Annotated in this window: 15 protein-coding genes; 11 read left to right on the forward strand and 4 right to left on the reverse strand. The window is 47.9% G+C overall.

Translation table 11 applies throughout. The annotated features are described in order from the left end of the window. The first annotated feature begins 7 nt into the window (after nucleotides 1-7). The 3 genes from murC to IEW48_RS00685 all read left to right on the forward strand — a co-directional run bounded on the left by murC (nucleotide 8) and on the right by IEW48_RS00685 (nucleotide 2,444). Nucleotides 8-1,309, forward strand: coding sequence for a UDP-N-acetylmuramate--L-alanine ligase (murC, locus tag IEW48_RS00675; RefSeq protein ID WP_188622144.1), 1,302 nt, complete (start codon nucleotides 8-10; stop codon nucleotides 1,307-1,309). 117 nt (nucleotides 1,310-1,426) lie between these two features. After that, a complete protein-coding gene (locus IEW48_RS00680) occupies nucleotides 1,427-1,534 on the forward strand; it encodes a YjcZ family sporulation protein (protein ID WP_188622145.1) in 108 nt (35 codons plus the stop codon). Between the two features lie 145 nt (nucleotides 1,535-1,679). Beyond that, a complete protein-coding gene (locus tag IEW48_RS00685; RefSeq protein WP_188622146.1) occupies nucleotides 1,680-2,444 on the forward strand; it encodes a TVP38/TMEM64 family protein in 765 nt (254 codons plus the stop codon). Between the two features lie 62 nt (nucleotides 2,445-2,506). Here IEW48_RS00685 and IEW48_RS00690 read toward each other — a convergent pair whose 3' ends face one another. Both IEW48_RS00690 and IEW48_RS00695 read right to left on the reverse strand, forming a co-directional pair. After that, a complete protein-coding gene (locus IEW48_RS00690; protein ID WP_188622147.1) occupies nucleotides 2,507-3,457 on the reverse strand; it encodes an MBL fold metallo-hydrolase in 951 nt (316 codons plus the stop codon). A 100-nt stretch (nucleotides 3,458-3,557) separates the two neighbouring features. Beyond that, a complete protein-coding gene (locus IEW48_RS00695) occupies nucleotides 3,558-4,673 on the reverse strand; it encodes an aminopeptidase (RefSeq protein ID WP_188622148.1) in 1,116 nt (371 codons plus the stop codon). Between the two features lie 110 nt (nucleotides 4,674-4,783). On the opposite strand from IEW48_RS00695, the gene IEW48_RS00700 reads away from it, so the two are divergent. From IEW48_RS00700 to IEW48_RS00730, 7 genes are all read left to right on the forward strand, one after another. Then, on the forward strand, nucleotides 4,784-5,170 hold the full coding sequence (locus tag IEW48_RS00700) for a VanZ family protein (RefSeq protein ID WP_007505269.1): 387 nt from the start codon (nucleotides 4,784-4,786) through the stop codon (nucleotides 5,168-5,170). Between the two features lie 125 nt (nucleotides 5,171-5,295). Further along, nucleotides 5,296-5,772: a DUF948 domain-containing protein gene (locus IEW48_RS00705; RefSeq protein WP_188622149.1), complete on the forward strand. Its 477-nt coding sequence runs from the start codon at nucleotides 5,296-5,298 to the stop codon at nucleotides 5,770-5,772. Next, on the forward strand, nucleotides 5,765-6,142 hold the full coding sequence (locus IEW48_RS00710; protein ID WP_188622150.1) for a YtxH domain-containing protein: 378 nt from the start codon (nucleotides 5,765-5,767) through the stop codon (nucleotides 6,140-6,142). The genes IEW48_RS00705 and IEW48_RS00710 overlap by 8 nt, the downstream gene beginning before the upstream one ends. Before the next feature lie 187 nt (nucleotides 6,143-6,329). Then, nucleotides 6,330-7,427, forward strand: a complete 1,098-nt coding sequence (locus IEW48_RS00715) for a bifunctional 3-deoxy-7-phosphoheptulonate synthase/chorismate mutase (RefSeq protein WP_007505264.1) — start codon at nucleotides 6,330-6,332, stop codon at nucleotides 7,425-7,427. Between the two features lie 69 nt (nucleotides 7,428-7,496). Further along, complete coding sequence (locus IEW48_RS00720) at nucleotides 7,497-7,778, forward strand: hypothetical protein (RefSeq protein ID WP_188622151.1); 282 nt, start codon at nucleotides 7,497-7,499, stop codon at nucleotides 7,776-7,778. Between the two features lie 256 nt (nucleotides 7,779-8,034). Next, a complete protein-coding gene (gene ccpA, locus IEW48_RS00725) occupies nucleotides 8,035-9,057 on the forward strand; it encodes a catabolite control protein A (protein ID WP_007502735.1) in 1,023 nt (340 codons plus the stop codon). Between the two features lie 20 nt (nucleotides 9,058-9,077). Beyond that, entirely contained in the window at nucleotides 9,078-9,794 is a 717-nt protein-coding gene (locus IEW48_RS00730) for a 5'-methylthioadenosine/adenosylhomocysteine nucleosidase (protein ID WP_188622152.1), read from the forward strand. A gap of 8 nt (nucleotides 9,795-9,802) precedes the next feature. Here IEW48_RS00730 and IEW48_RS00735 read toward each other — a convergent pair whose 3' ends face one another. Further along, complete coding sequence (locus IEW48_RS00735) at nucleotides 9,803-13,117, reverse strand: transglycosylase domain-containing protein (protein ID WP_188622153.1); 3,315 nt, start codon at nucleotides 13,115-13,117, stop codon at nucleotides 9,803-9,805. Nucleotides 13,118-13,291: 174 nt separating this feature from the next. Here IEW48_RS00735 and tyrS point away from each other — a divergent pair, with 174 nt between their 5' ends. Beyond that, on the forward strand, nucleotides 13,292-14,530 hold the full coding sequence (gene tyrS / locus IEW48_RS00740; RefSeq protein WP_188622154.1) for a tyrosine--tRNA ligase: 1,239 nt from the start codon (nucleotides 13,292-13,294) through the stop codon (nucleotides 14,528-14,530). A gap of 131 nt (nucleotides 14,531-14,661) precedes the next feature. Here the strand turns inward: tyrS and rpsD are convergent, their stop codons facing one another. Next, nucleotides 14,662-15,264, reverse strand: a complete 603-nt coding sequence (rpsD, locus tag IEW48_RS00745; RefSeq protein WP_188622155.1) for a 30S ribosomal protein S4 — start codon at nucleotides 15,262-15,264, stop codon at nucleotides 14,662-14,664. Nucleotides 15,265-15,279: the final 15 nt, after the last annotated feature.

A 15,279-nucleotide genomic window follows, 5' to 3' on the forward strand; every position in this document is an offset into this window, starting at 1 on the left:
GGCAATGATGACAACATATCATTTTATTGGGATCAAAGGGTCAGGGATGAGTGCTTTGGCCCAAATTTTGCACGATCTGGGGCACCAGGTGCAAGGCTCTGATGTGGCCACTTTTTACTTCACACAACAACCCCTTGAAGAAAAAGGCATTCCCATTTATCCTTTTTCCAAGGAGAATATCAAGCCCGGCATGACGGTGGTTGCGGGAAATGCCTTTAAAGAGGATCACGAGGAAATCGAACAAGCCCGGGCAATAGGGGTTCCGGTTTACCGTTATCATGACTATTTAGGCCAGTTAACCCAGGGGTACACCAATGTTGCCGTCACTGGCACCCATGGCAAAACGTCCACGACCGGATTGCTTGCCCATGTGCTCAGTGCCATCCGGCCCACCTCGTTTTTGATTGGGGACGGAACGGGAAAAGGAGAGAAAAACAGCCAGTATTTTGTTTATGAGGCTTGTGAGTACCGCCGCCATTTTCTGGCATATCACCCCGATTATCAAATTATCACCAACATTGATTTTGACCATCCCGACTATTTTCGCGATTTAGACGATGTGGTGGATGCTTTTCAAAGTTTGGCCAACCAGACCAAAAAAATGATCGTTGCTTGCGGAGATGACCCCCATGTCGGGCGTTTAGAATTCCCTGTAGATATGTTGACCTACGGGTTTAAGCCGCACAACGAACTGCAGGCTGAAATATTAAGCGCCGGTGAACGGGGCATGACTTTTGCAGCTTGGTATCGCGGAGAGCAGCTAGGGGAGTTTCATCTCCCTCTGTACGGCCGCCACAATGTGCTCAATGCGCTGGCTGTGATTGGCGTTTGCCTGGCAGAGAAGCTGCCCATGGCTGATGTGAAACACCATTTGGCCACCTTTGGCGGTGTGAAGCGGCGCTTCTCAGAGAAAGTGTGGATAAAAGGCAACATTTTGATTGACGACTACGCGCACCATCCCGCTGAGATTAGAGCCACCATCGAAGCCGCCCGTATTAAATACCCTGACCGCAAGCTGGTCTCTATTTTCCAGCCTCATACCTTTTCGCGCACGGAAGCGTTTCTAAATGAGTTTGCAGAGGCCCTGTCGCTGGCGGATGAGGTCTATTTATGTGATATTTTTGCCTCGGCACGGGAAAAACAAGGTACTTTGACCATTGAAGATTTGATGCGTAAACTGCCTGAGTCCCGTTTAATCAGTGAGGCGACAGTGGACCAGCTGCATCATTACTCCAATGCAGTTTTGCTGTTTATGGGAGCGGGTGACATTCAAAAGGTGCAGCATGCCCTGGAAAAAAGCCTATCTTAGTCTGATAAACAAAAACTCCACTTTTGTCCCTCTTACCTAGTTTGACAAACCTGCATAATGTATTAGTGACCACCTACCCGGGAAGGGTGACACATACAAAAGGAGGGACATGGGAGCATGAGCGGTAAAGCACCAGTTTATTCTTTTCACGGAGGATTTACGCTAATTGTGGTGTTGTTTATCTTGCTGGTTATTGTCGGCTGCAGCTGCTGGGGTTATTGGTAGAGCGGGCTAGCTCATGTAAAGGCAAAGGATACGGAAGCCACTGGTTGAACAGCCAGTGGCTATTTTACTCTATTAAAGGCTTTCCTCCCTAATCAAGAAAGGCTATAATGACAATGACAATGGTAGCAGGAAAAGGAGTCTGTCCATGTGGTCTGTCATGATGAAAAAAAGCATCCTGAAAGCGCTACTTATCTTTATGTTGATTATCGTTTTGATATGGATTAATCATCGTTATTTAAACTGGAAACCGTTAACGATCCGGGAATGGATGACCTCTTTCGGCTGGTATGCACCCTTGGTATTTATTCTTCTGTTCACCATCCGTCCCTTGTTGCTATTTCCGTCTTCCATTTTGACCATCGCAGCGGGGCTGGCCTTTGGTCCCTTCTTGGGAACACTGTATTCGTTGATCGGCTTAATGATCAGTGCTGTAATAGCGTTTGGTGTGGCCAGGAAGCTGGGTAAAGAAATTGTACAGAAAAGATGGACAGGCAGATTTAGGACGCTCGAGATCCAACTTGAGCAAAACGGATTTTTCTATGTATTAGTTTTGCGTTTGATACCGTTTATCAATTTTGATTTGATCAGCTACTTAGCTGGCATCTCCAAAGTGCGCTTACGCTCGTTTTTTTATGCCACATTCATTGGGGTCATTCCTGGTACATACGGTTATACGTTTGTCGGCCATACCCTTGTTGAACGGGACCCGGTGATGATTATGAAGCTGGTTGTGATCTTTGCCCTATTGATTGCTGTTCCGTTGATCTTTCGCAAGAAGCTGGCGGCCAAAGTGGGGCTTTTCCCTGCCAAAGAGCAAAAAGAGGACCGGCTGGACAGCCAAGCCGATGATCATAAACCTGCTGTCATGACCGGCCAGGAAAACAACAAACACTCTAACTCTATGTACTAATCATGGGAGTTTTACTGCACTTTAACAAGGTTGGTTTCACCTGAACTTGAGTCCCCATACATCTAATTCTTATGCTGCTTGGCCAGATAATCAAAAATCCCCAGGGAAGAGACCATCATATCCAATTTTAAGATTTCATACAGCTCGGTATGCTGGCGAATGTCAATTGTTTTATGATGGGCGAGGAGCTGTTCAAGTAAACTTTGCGCCAGGACCTGGGGTTCCTGTCCATTGGCATAGGCCTTTTTTCCTTCCTCCACGAATACATCCAGCCAATGCAAGACTTGCTGGCGGGCTTCATCGACAGCGGTGGTCATGCCATAATGGCCAAAATAAATCCGTTCTATGTCTAAGCTGCACATCCGTTCAATAGAGTGGCGCATGGCCGCTGGATCAAAATGATTGGGAGAGGTGGAAGGCAAGTACAACTGTCCCCCGGCTTCCTCCATTTGGGGATAGCGGATGCCGAATGTGTCCCCGGAAAAGATGCCGTTGCTAACAGGGTCGTATATACTGAAATGATGCCTTGAATGGCCTGGGGTGTCCAGGAATTTGAGTGTCCGTTCGGGACCAATGACCAGCGTATCCCCGTCATTTTTGACAAGCAGGCGGTCTTCCGGTACGGGGACAATAGGGTCAAACAGACGGTCAAACTGATCTTGATAAATCGCCTTTGCCCCGGCAATCAACCGGGATGGATCAGCCAGATGGCGGGCGCCCCGCGGGTGAACCACCACTTGCGCGTGGGGACACTTTTCCAGCAATATTCCCGCGCCTCCTGCATGGTCCAGGTGGATGTGGGTGACGATGATATACTGAATGGTCTCAGGGCTCAGCCCAAGGGCATTCAGCCCCTCTAAAATATGCTGAACGCATGGGCTCGGGCCTGTTTCAATGATGGTTAACGCTTCCTCAGCGAACACATATGTGCCAGTGCGGCCGGAAAAACCCAGGTCATAGCCGTCAATCAAATATATACCGTGTCCCAAGCCAACGGGTTGTTTCGCTGTCATATTCAACAACTCCTTTTTATATTTAAAATTTTATAACAATGGATGGTGGACGGCTCCTGTCGTGAAGGTCACCCTGACACAAACAGGAGCCTCATTGCCGTTATTTCAGCGCTTCCGGATTAAGGTCCTGCAGTTCGTCAAGTACAAACTGTCCGTCTTTGCGGACCAGCACCCCGTCAAAATACATTTCTCCGCCGCCGTAATCTTCCCGCTGGATACACACCATGTCCCAGTGTATAGCGGATTTATTGCCGTTGGAGGCTTCATCATAACATTCACCAGGTGTGAAATGGAAACTGCCGCAAATTTTTTCGTCAAATAGAATATCTTTCATAGGATGCAGAATATACGGATTGACGCCAATGGCAAACTCCCCGATGTAGCGGGCTCCTTCATCCGTATCTAGAATTTTGTTCAGCCTGTCGGTATCATTGGCAGTGGCTTTAATAATTTTGCCGTCTTTAAATTCCAACTCCACATTTTCAAACACAAAGCCTTGATAAGGAGATGGGGTGTTAAAGCGCACAGTACCGTTCACCGAGTCCCGAACGGGTGCGGTAAACACCTCCCCGTCAGGTATATTAAACTCCCCGGCGCATTTAATGGCTGGGATGTCCTTGATAGAGAAGGTTAAATCTGTGCCAGGGCCTGTAATGCGCACCTGGTCTGTGCGGTTCATCAGTTCCACCAGGGCATCCATAGCTTTGGACATTTTGGCATAATCTAAGTTGCAGACTTGAAAATAAAAATCTTCAAATGCTTCTGTGCTCATGTTGGCTAACTGCGCCATTGAAGGCCGGGGCCAGCGCAAGATAACCCATTTGGTGTGCGGCACCCGAATCTTGCTATGTACGGGATGAAGGACATGTTTAGCATAGGCTTGCATTTTTTCAGCCGGCACATCGGCTAGTTCACTGATGTTGTCCCCGGAGCGGATCCCGATATAGGCATCCATCTCTTTCATGCGGTCCGCTTCCCATTTGGCCATCAGGTCCAGTTGCTCAGGTTCTGCTCCCATCAGGAGGGCCCGGTTCACACTGGGTTCCTTGATGGTGACGAAGGGATAGCCTCCTGTGGCATAAACTTCTTTAATCAGGGCATGAAGCAATTCTTTTTCCAGGCCGATGTTTTCGATCAGGATTTTTTCCCCTTTTTGCAAGCGGACGGAGTAGTGAATCAGATTTTTAGCCAAAGTTTCGATACGCGGGTCTTTCATTTTATCACCTCTTTTATGATTAGTATTAAATGTCTGTTATAATACTAGTTTAGCAAAAGGATCCATCAGTGAACAGCAGATATATGGCAGAGTATAAAGGAGGAACTGGTGTGGAACCCAAAGAAAAGATCCGGCGCCATTGGCGCTGGGCCCCGGCTTTAGTCTGGATGGGCGTTATTTTCTATTTATCCTCGCGTACAGGAGAAGAAATTCAATCCATGTTCCCAATGTTTGAACGTTTGGACTGGGGGCATTTTGCGGCCTATTTCATTTTGGGGCTGGCTTATTGGTTTGCTTTGCAGGCCTATAAGCTGAACGAATGGCAAAGAAAAGGATTGGCGGTGTTGTTTTCTTTTTTGTACGGGATCAGCGATGAAATTCATCAAGCTTTTGTTCCGGGGAGGCATCCTGATCCGTTTGATGTCGTTAACGATGTGATTGGGGCCACGTTAGCCATGGTCGTCGTATACCTTTGCCAAAAATACAGAAAAAAGTAGGTTTATGTTTGGGCAGGCAGGGTATTCCGTTTACAACGCCGAATACGTAACGAGTCCCATTTTGCGGCGAAGTGCAGGGGATGTAGCTCGTCATAAAAGACAAGATTGTGAGGAGGAAAAAGACAATGGGCATCATTGAAATTAGTGTGGCACTTATTGCTGTTGCTTTTGTTGTCTTAGTGATTTATATTGTCAAAACATTACTCACCGTCCAGCAGTCATTGCAGGAATTGAGTGAAAACATGGCCACTATCGAAAAGCGTGTGGACGAATTGAGCAGGGAGACCACGGCTTTAATCCGGCGCACCAATCAACTGACAGAAGATATCTATAACAAATCACAGTCGCTGAACCAGCTGTTCAAGTCAGCAGAAGAGATTGGCCAGGCCACCCGTCAAGTCTCAAGTTCCATGAAAGAGATTTCATCCACGATCATGGATAGCGTTACCCGCAGTGTACGACAGACTGCCATTAAACATCAAAGCAAAGTGGATGAGATCATGAAATATGTAACCCTATTCCTTGATCTTTGGCATAAATGGCAATCCTACCGTGTTCAAAAAGATTTAGATCACAATAAAGGAGGAATGAGAGATGGCTGATCAAAACAACAGGAAGGGCAAGGACCTTCTCATTGGGGTACTCGTGGGGGGGATGATTGGAGCCGCCGCCGCTATGCTCCTGACGCCTAAATCTGGCCGGGAACTGAGGCGAAGCTTATCTGAAAGCTATCAAACAGTATTGAAAAAAACCCAGGAGCTGGCCCGTAACATGGGAGAGTACTCCGAAACCTTGACCGAAAGGGTGAAGGATATAGCCAGCCAAGTGAAAGAGGAAGTAGAAACATTAAAGGGTCAGGTTCAAAAAGCTGCAGCTGATGCCGCACAGGATGTGCATCGAGCCGTTGATTACGTCAAGGATGAAGCTGCAGCTGTCACAGACAGGGTCAAGGAGCAGACTAAGCATACCTAAACGCAATGTAGCATTATAAACAGTGGCTCCATTCCGGTCGATGTTGTCAAACAGGGGATGTGAGCCGCTGTTTTTTGTCAATCACTTTTATAATTTTATGCGTTAAATGATTAAAAATCTCTATTGCAATTTACTGCTAATCATGTTAAAGTAACCATTAAATATTTTGGATAGGAGTGAGCGGAGCGTGAGTGAGAAAGGTCTAGATCAGCTGGAAAAATTAAGAAAGCGATTAGACGAAATTAATTTGCAAATTTTGGAACTTTTAAGCGAACGGGGACGCATTGCCCAGGAAATTGGCAAGATAAAGCTGAAATCCGGCATCAACCGCTTTGATCCGGTTCGGGAACGGAAAATGCTGGATGTCTTGGCTGAGAAAAATAAAGGGCCCTTTGAAACGTCCACTATTTTGCATATTTTTAAAGAGATTTTCAAAGCCTCACTGGAGCTGCAAGAAGATGACAACCGCAAAGCGCTTTTGGTCAGCCGTAAAAAGCAGAAAGAAGATACGGTTGTGGAGGTTAAGGGCGTTAAAATTGGCGGGGGCGAGCCCGTTTTGATTGCCGGTCCGTGTTCAGTGGAAAGTTACGAGCAGGTCAGAGCAGTTGCCTTAAACCATAAGCGCCAGGGATTGAAGCTCTTGCGGGGTGGAGCCTTTAAACCCAGAACTTCCCCTTATGATTTTCAGGGTCTGGGTATAGAAGGATTGAAAATCTTGAAACGTATTGCCGGCGAATTTGACTTGGCTGTGATTAGTGAAATTGTGTCTCCCCAAGATATTGAACTGGCTACGGAATATGTGGATGTGATCCAGATCGGTGCCCGTAATATGCAAAACTTTGAACTGTTGAAAGCGGCCGGATCGGTTAACCACCCGGTGTTGTTAAAACGGGGGATGTCGGCTACGATTCAGGAATTGATGTTTGCTGCTGAATATATTGTCTCCAGAGGGAATAAACAGGTGATCTTGTGTGAGCGGGGCATTCGCACCTATGAAAAAGCTACACGCAACACACTGGACATATCGGCTATCCCTATCTTGAAGCAAGAAACACATTTGCCTGTCTTGGCTGATGTCACCCATGCCACCGGACGCCGCGATCTCTTGCTGCCCACCGCAAAGGCAGCCTTAGCCGCAGGTGCGGACGGGGTGATGGTGGAAGTGCATCCTGACCCTGCTGTGGCGCTTTCTGACGCCAATCAGCAAATGGATCTGGGGCAATTTAATGACTTTTTGTCCGAGTTACAGGCTTCAGGCTTGTTAAAGCCCAAAGTAAGGGTATAGGGGATTTGACTTTACAGCAAAAAAAGGGTAAGGTAAAAGCATAAGAAACTCCTTAACCAAGGTGAGAAAATGGATGAGATCTTAATTGTATTAGGGCTTATTGCTTTTACCTATTTGGTTAACGTTCCCCTGGGCATGTGGCGTGCTTCAGTCCGCAAATTTTCATTGACCTGGATGGTAGCCGTGCATGCCTCGGTTCCTGTTATCATTGCTTTGCGCATCTGGCTGGGGATCTCCAATTGGTTGATTCCCGTCCTGATTGGCGCCGCTGTTTTGGCTCAATGGACTGGTTCTAAACTGTATCAACAAAAGTATGCCATGGAACAGGTCAAAAAAGTTGGCGAGGAGTAAATCGCCAGCTTTTTTATGCTGTTTAATATCGCGAGGGCTGTTTCCGTTTGCCTTCTTTGAGCATTCCTTGACAATTCAGCCTCCAACATTGCATCTGGGTTTGAATTGTCGTATGATTAACTTGTTATAATGAAAAGTTTTGAAAACCATAAACAGCAAATGTTTCTATATTCTTCCAGATTAATCCAATCCTTATGGATTGATGGATGATAATCAATAACGGAAAATAATATAAACGATTGAAGGAGGTACTCAGGTGAAAAATGTAACCATTTATGATGTGGCCAGAGAAGCAGGCGTTTCGATGGCCACTGTTTCTCGGGTGGTTAACGGCAACCCGAACGTTAAACCGGTAACGCGTAAGAAAGTGCTGGAAACCATAAAGCGGCTGGGTTACCGGCCTAATGCAGTAGCCAGGGGCCTGGCCAGCAAGCGGACAACCACGGTCGGGGTGATCATCCCTGACATTTCTAGTTTATTTTATGCTGAATTGACCCGGGGTGTTGAGGATATTGCCAATATGTACAACTACAATATTATTTTGTGTAACTCGGACCAACGTCCGGAAAAAGAAATCCACTTGGTGAACACCCTGCTGGAAAAGCAGGTAGACGGTTTGTTGTTTATGGGCAGCCAATTGACAGATGAGCACATTGATTTGTTTAGCACTTCCACAGTTCCTGTTGTGCTGGCTTCCACCAAGGATGAAAAGGAAGAGATGCCATCCGTGGTGATTGATTACAAACAGGCTGCCTACGATGCGGTTAAATTGTTGCTTGACAAAGGGCATACCCGCATCGGCTTTATCTCCGGCCCTGCCAAGGAGAAGTACAGTGGGCAGGAGCGTTTGGCCGGTTACCGCAACGCACTTGAAGAAGCCGGACTTGCAGTTGATGAAACATTGATTCGCTATGGGGATTATCGTTATGATTCGGGATTGAAAGCAGCCGGAGAATTGATTGATATGGCTGACCGGGCAACCGCGATCATCGCCATGAGTGATGAAATGGCCATCGGAGCCATTCATGCCTGCCAGGACCGGGGGCTCAACATCCCGGAAGATGTAGAAGTGATCGGGTTTGACAACACCCGTTTAACCTCGATGGTACGTCCGCGGTTAACCAGTGTTGTCCAACCGATGTATGATATCGGTGCGGTAGCCATGCGTCTGTTGACCAAATTTATGAACAAGGAAAAAATTGATAACCACCTGGTTGTTTTGCCTCACCGCATTGAGGAAAGAGAATCGACAAAGAAACAATATACAGAAATCAAGTAACGGAAGCTGGAGGAAGAGTCATGACGCAAATAATAGGGATCATGGGGGCCATGAAGGAAGAGATCGAACTTTTTCTTAAAGCCATGGCCGATATTCAAGAAAAACAGCGGGCGGAGATTACGTTTTATCAGGGACGCATGCACGAAAAAGACGTTATATTGTGCCAGTCCGGGGTGGGAAAGGTGAATGCCAGTGTCTGCACCCAGATCTTGATTGATGATTATGATGTGGATTACATTATTTTTACCGGAGTGGCCGGCGGCGTTGACCCTCAGCTCAATATTGGCGATATTGTCATCTCTACCGAATGTCAGCAGCATGATATTGATGCCTCTCCTGTTGGTTTTAAAAAAGGGGAAATTCCATTTGCTGAGACATCGGTTTTTAAAGCAGATCCATTCCTGATCCGGCTGGCGGAAAGTTACCGCCCTGAAGAGGACACCGTCCAGATTGTTAAAGGAAAAATTTTGTCCGGGGATCAATTTATAGCCGATCCTGAGCATGTCGAACAGTTATATCACATGTTTAACGGAAGTTGTGTGGAAATGGAAGGTGCAGCGGTGGCTCAAGTGTGCCATCTGAACCAGGTTCCGTTTGTGATCATTCGCTCTTTATCCGATAAAGCAGACCGGAAAGCAAACATTAATTTCGCTGAGTTTACCAAAGTGGCTGCCCGGCGCTCCTATGAGCTGGTTGACCATATGCTCAAACATTGGCAAACGGTCTCAACAGCCTGATTGTTTGGTTAACAAAATAGGTAAACAGCACCGTGAACACATAAGAAGGGATGGCTTGCTGAAGCCATCCCTTTGGTTTTATGCACTTCATTGTTGCCGTTATCACCACCGTCCTGCTGTTCATTCCCACCATCGCCATTTCCATTTCCTTCTCTAGGAGGCTTTCCGTTCCCGTTTCCATTTCCGTTGCCATCTCCATTGCCTGGTTTAGGATCGTTGTCGTTGCCATCTCCATTGCCTCCCCTGCCATCCCGGTTTCCATCACCGGGTGGCTCAGGTTCTGCTGGAGGTGGCCCGGTCACTTTGACACGGACGGCTTTGGAAGGGGGTGATTCCCCAGCACGGTTGACAGCGGTGACATAGAACCAGTAATCACCAGCATCTGCCAACGAGGTATGGGTATAGCTGGTGCCGTGGGTTTGCCCTAACGGCTTGAACGGTCCTTGTGCATTGGCAGCATAGTAAACCTGATAATATTCTACTTGTTCATCGCCAGGATTGGCTTGCCAGCTCAGTTGTACAGACAGCTCACCGCCCTGACCATTCAGGCCGGCCGGTTGGGACGGGGGATCCGGCAGGAAGAATTGATCGGGATCTTGGGCATTGCTGACGGCGATGGCAGACGGTTCAGATTCCTGGCCAGCTATGTCAACGGCAGTTACATAATAGGCATAATCACGTCCGGATACGGTGTTGTCTTGATACACAGTCTCTTCATGCAAAAGCACGCTGGCAATATGCTTAAATTGGCCGTCATCTCCAGCACGGTACACCCGGTACCCGGCTAAGTCAGATTCATTCACTTTGCTCCAGGAGACTGTGATGCCACCTCCGCTCCGCTTAGCCTGGACATTGTCAGGCGCTGCAGGCACTTTCCCATTCTCCTGGCGGGGGTCTTCTTCTGCAGGCGCCCTGATTTCCCAATCCAACGGTTTATAGCGCTCGGACCAGCCGGGAGGATAATTAATCTTTTCAGTTAAGACATAGATCCCTTTCTCTACAAGGTCATCAGGGGTAGTTGCTTTGGCCAGGTATCGTTGATCATTCACAGTAATGATCCGTGCTTCAACCACCCGGTCATCTGTTTTGGTTGGCACAAATTTGGCATTGAAATAATCCGTCACCAGCCAGGCCTGTTGCTGACACAATTTAGAAGGTAACAGACCAGACTTGGAACAAACGGTCCGCCTCACAATCCCTTCCGGCTGCTTGAACCGGGCTTGGGCATCGACCAATTCAGGACGGATGTCTCTCACCGTTTGAATCAGTTGGGCCCACAATTCCTGGTGACGTTCGCTGTATTTGCCCGCCAAGGAGTCATTTCGTTCGTAACCCCGCCACAAGCCCAAAGAGATTTGTGGGGTGTAACCGACAAACCAATAATCATAGGCATCACTGGTCGTTCCTGTTTTGCCGGCTACATCCAGCGAACCCAGGCGGCGGCCAATGCGGCTGGCTGTGCCCGAGCGGACAACATCGCGCAGCATGTCAGTGATTAAGAAGGCGGTTTGAGGCGAAAAGATCTCAACCGGCTCCGGTTGGTGTTCATAAACGGTTTCTCCATCCATCGTTTCGATGCGTTCAATCAAATAGGGTTTGAGGTATTTTCCTTCATTGGCAAAGGTGGCAAAAGCAGCAGTTAGGGCTTCAACACTGACATTCCAGCCCCCGCCTCCGATCGCACCAGACAGCTCATGCAAGTGCTCTTCTTTAAACATGGTTAAGTTCATCTTGTGCAAATAGTCCAGCACCGCTTCACTGTTGTGGTTGCGGGCCATCTCCATCGCTTTGATGGCCGGGATGTTATAGGATTGCTCCAGCGCTTTCCGCACCGTCACCAGTCCGTGAAATCGCCGGTTGAAATTTTGGAACATATGGTAACCCCTGCTGCCGTCAGGGGCAAACAACGGCACATCATCGATGACAGAAGCGGGTTGCAGAACACCCAACTCAAAAGCGGGCGCATAATCCAGGATGGGTTTAATCGCTGATCCCGGCTGACGGACAGAACGGCTGAAATTTACCTGTGATTCATTGTAATCGCGTCCTTCAATCATGGCCAAAATGGCCCCGGTTTGATTGTTTATCAGGGTGCCGCCTACTTGTTCCAGAAGGCCCACTTCTTTTTCTTCCCCGGTTTCGGGATCCTCTACTGTTTTAGTTTGGATGCTGCTGCGCGGGCCAAATTGGGCTTCAGCCACTACACGCTGGAACGCTTCATACAGTTCTTTGTCAATCGTGGTGTAAATTTTATAACCGCCGCGAAACAGATCTTGACGGGCCTGTTCCCGGTATTGTTCCAGATTATCGACCTCGTGCCGCTCCAACCCTTCTTGTTCCAGACGCAAATCGAGCAGGATATCAATCGCTGCTTCTTCAATGGCAAACGTTAAATAGGGATAGTTTTCCACAATGGTGGGTTCGGGCTTAGCCAAACTCCCCTTAATATCGAAGGCCAGTGCTTCGTTATATTCTTGCTGCGTGATCCGGCCCGTCTCCAACATGCGTTCCAGGACATAGTTCATGCGCACCAAACCGCGCTCCAAGTTTTCTTCATTAATGGTTCCGTTACGGTTGAAGGGTGTGTATCGTCCCGGGGATTGAATCATGCCGGCAATATAGGCAGATTGGGCAATATTTAAGTCAGAGACACTGACCCCAAAAACACCTTCTGCCGCTGCACCTACCCCCTCTATATTGGTACCGTTGGCGTTATAACCGAGGTAAACGACATTGATGTATGCTTCCAATATATCTTCTTTGGAAAACATTCTTTCCACACGCATAGCTAACAGCAGCTCGTTGAACTTGCGGTCATAGGTACGTTCAGCGGTTAACAATTGGTTTTTGACCAGCTGTTGTGTCACCGTACTGCCCCCGGTACCCTTTCCGGGAGAGCTTAACTCTTCCAGCACGGCCCGGCCCAAGGCGCGGATATTAATACCCTTGTGTTCAAAAAATTCATTGTCTTCAGTCGCTAGTATGGCGTCAATAAGATAGAGGGAGACTTCTTCAATATCGACCGGTTGCCGGTGAACTTCGGTGCGCAAGTAGCCAATAAACTCATTGTTCCTGAAATAAACTTCCCCTGTCTGTTGAATGTTATAAATATCTTCCTTGATTTCTTCATAGCTGCGTATCGGCTCATCATGAACAAAAGAGGCGAAATAGCCTGCGGCGACCCCTCCGGCAAACAAGAGTCCCATCACCAGCAGGACAAACAGCACTTGGGTAACAAGCCAGGTGACTTTCAAGAGATAAACCCATCGCTTCTGTTTGACCACTTGTCCTTTTTCATTGTTTTGCTTTTGATCATTCGCCATGCTCCGATTCCTCCCTAAATATCAACGCTATTATATCACAAGCTGTTTTGCTGGGGCTAATCATTGACTTTTATGAGGGGACATGCTATGTTTGAGCATTATGGGGATGGTGTTCAGGCATAGGTCTAACGCTACTGTACAGTGAAACGCAGGAGAAAGGGGAATGGGAGACAGATGTCGGAACAAATCAGCTTAACGCCAGCACAACAGAAAGAGGTGGACAGACAGTTCGAGATTTTGAAACGGGGTGTTGTCGAAATTGTACCGGAAGAAGGGCTGAAACAAAAACTGGCCCGCTCAATTGCCACGGACACACCGCTTAAAGTGAAACTTGGCGTCGATCCGACAGCACCAGATATTCACCTGGGCCATACAGTGGTCATTCAAAAACTGCGCCAGTTTCAGGAATTGGGTCATACCGTCCAGTTTTTGATCGGCGATTTTACGGCCCGTATTGGTGATCCCACAGGCAGATCGGAAACGCGGAAGCCCCTGACCGAAGAACAGGTCAAACAAAATGCCAAAACCTATGTCCAACAGTACGCCAAGATTTTAGATATGTCCAAAACGGAACTGCATTATAACAGCAAATGGCTCTCTGTCCTGAATTTTGCCGATGTGCTTGAACTGGCTGCCAAAACAACGGTGGCCCGCATGCTGGAACGGGATGATTTTGAGAAGCGTTACCGGGCAAATCAGGCCATCAGCCTGCATGAATTTTTCTATCCGCTGATGCAAGGCTATGATTCCGTGGCTTTAGAATGTGACGTTGAATTGGGGGGCACTGACCAGAAATTTAACCTGTTGATGGGGCGCCATCTGCAGAAAGAGTACGGTCAAGAGCCCCAGGTTGCCATTATGACCCCGCTCTTGGAAGGGCTGGACGGGGTACAAAAAATGAGTAAAAGCCTGGGCAATTATATCGGCATTGATGAGGAGCCCAATGAGATTTACGGCAAAACGATGTCCATTCCTGATGAGCTGATGATCAAGTATTACGAATTGGTCACCCGGCTTCCATTGGAAGAAGTGAAGCGTATAGAGGCTGGTTTAAAGTCCGGAGAGATTCATCCCCGTGACGCGAAAATGAGACTGGCTAAAACGCTTGTGGCGATGTATCACGGAGACGAGGCCGCGGAACAGGCAGAGGAACACTTTAAAACCGTTTTCCAGAAGCGGGATCTTCCTGAGGACATGCCCGAAAAAGAATGGACAGGTGTTTCCCCTGTTAACATTGTTGATTTGTTGCACGGCTTGGACATGGTGGCCTCCAAAGGGGAAGGCAGACGGATGGTACAGCAGGGTGCCGTGCGCATCAATGGCGACAGAGTGGATGATATCCAGGAGGAAGTGAATGTGCAGGCAGGAATGATTGTTCAAGTTGGCAAGCGCAAGTTTGTACGGATAAAATAAGACAGGTTTAGACAAGGTTAATTTGAGGCGGTCCTTTGAAGGGCCGTTTTTTTATAAAGCATTATCCCCATGAATAACAAAAGCCCCCGAACATCCGTCCTGGATGCCGGAGGCTTTGTGGAAAGGAAATCTTAACGGGAGTAGAACTCAACGATCAGGGACTCTTGAATTTCAGACGGCAATTCGCTGCGCTCAGGAAGGCGGGTGTATGTGCCTTCCATTTTGTTTTCATCGAAAGAGAGATAATCGGGCAAGTAGTCCCGCTCTTCGAGGGATTCTTTCACGACAGCCAGATCTCTGCTCTTTTCACGCAGGCCGATGACGTCGCCCGGTTTGCATTGATAAGAGGGGATGTCTACTTTTTTGCCGTTCACCGTGATGTGCCCATGGTTAACAAGCTGGCGGGCTGCACGGCGCGTACGGGCAAAGCCCAGGCGGTATACCAGATTGTCCAGACGGGATTCAAGCAGAATCAAGAAGTTTTCACCCACGATACCGGGCATTCTGTTTGCTTTGTCAAACGTGTTGCGGAATTGACGTTCAGTCAGACCATACATATGGCGCAGTTTCTGCTTTTCTTGCAGCTGGATGCCATATTCGCTTAATTTTTTCCTCTGGGTGGGACCATGTTGTCCCGGAGGATAAGGACGTTTTTGCAGCTCTTTGCCTGTGCCAGTCAGGGAAATTCCCAGACGGCGGCTGATTTTCCAAGTTGGTCCTGTATAACGAGACATAAGTGATAACTCTCC

The sequence above is a fragment of the Caldalkalibacillus thermarum genome (assembly GCF_014644735.1).
GTDB classification, from domain to species: domain Bacteria; phylum Bacillota; class Bacilli; order Caldalkalibacillales; family Caldalkalibacillaceae; genus Caldalkalibacillus; species Caldalkalibacillus thermarum.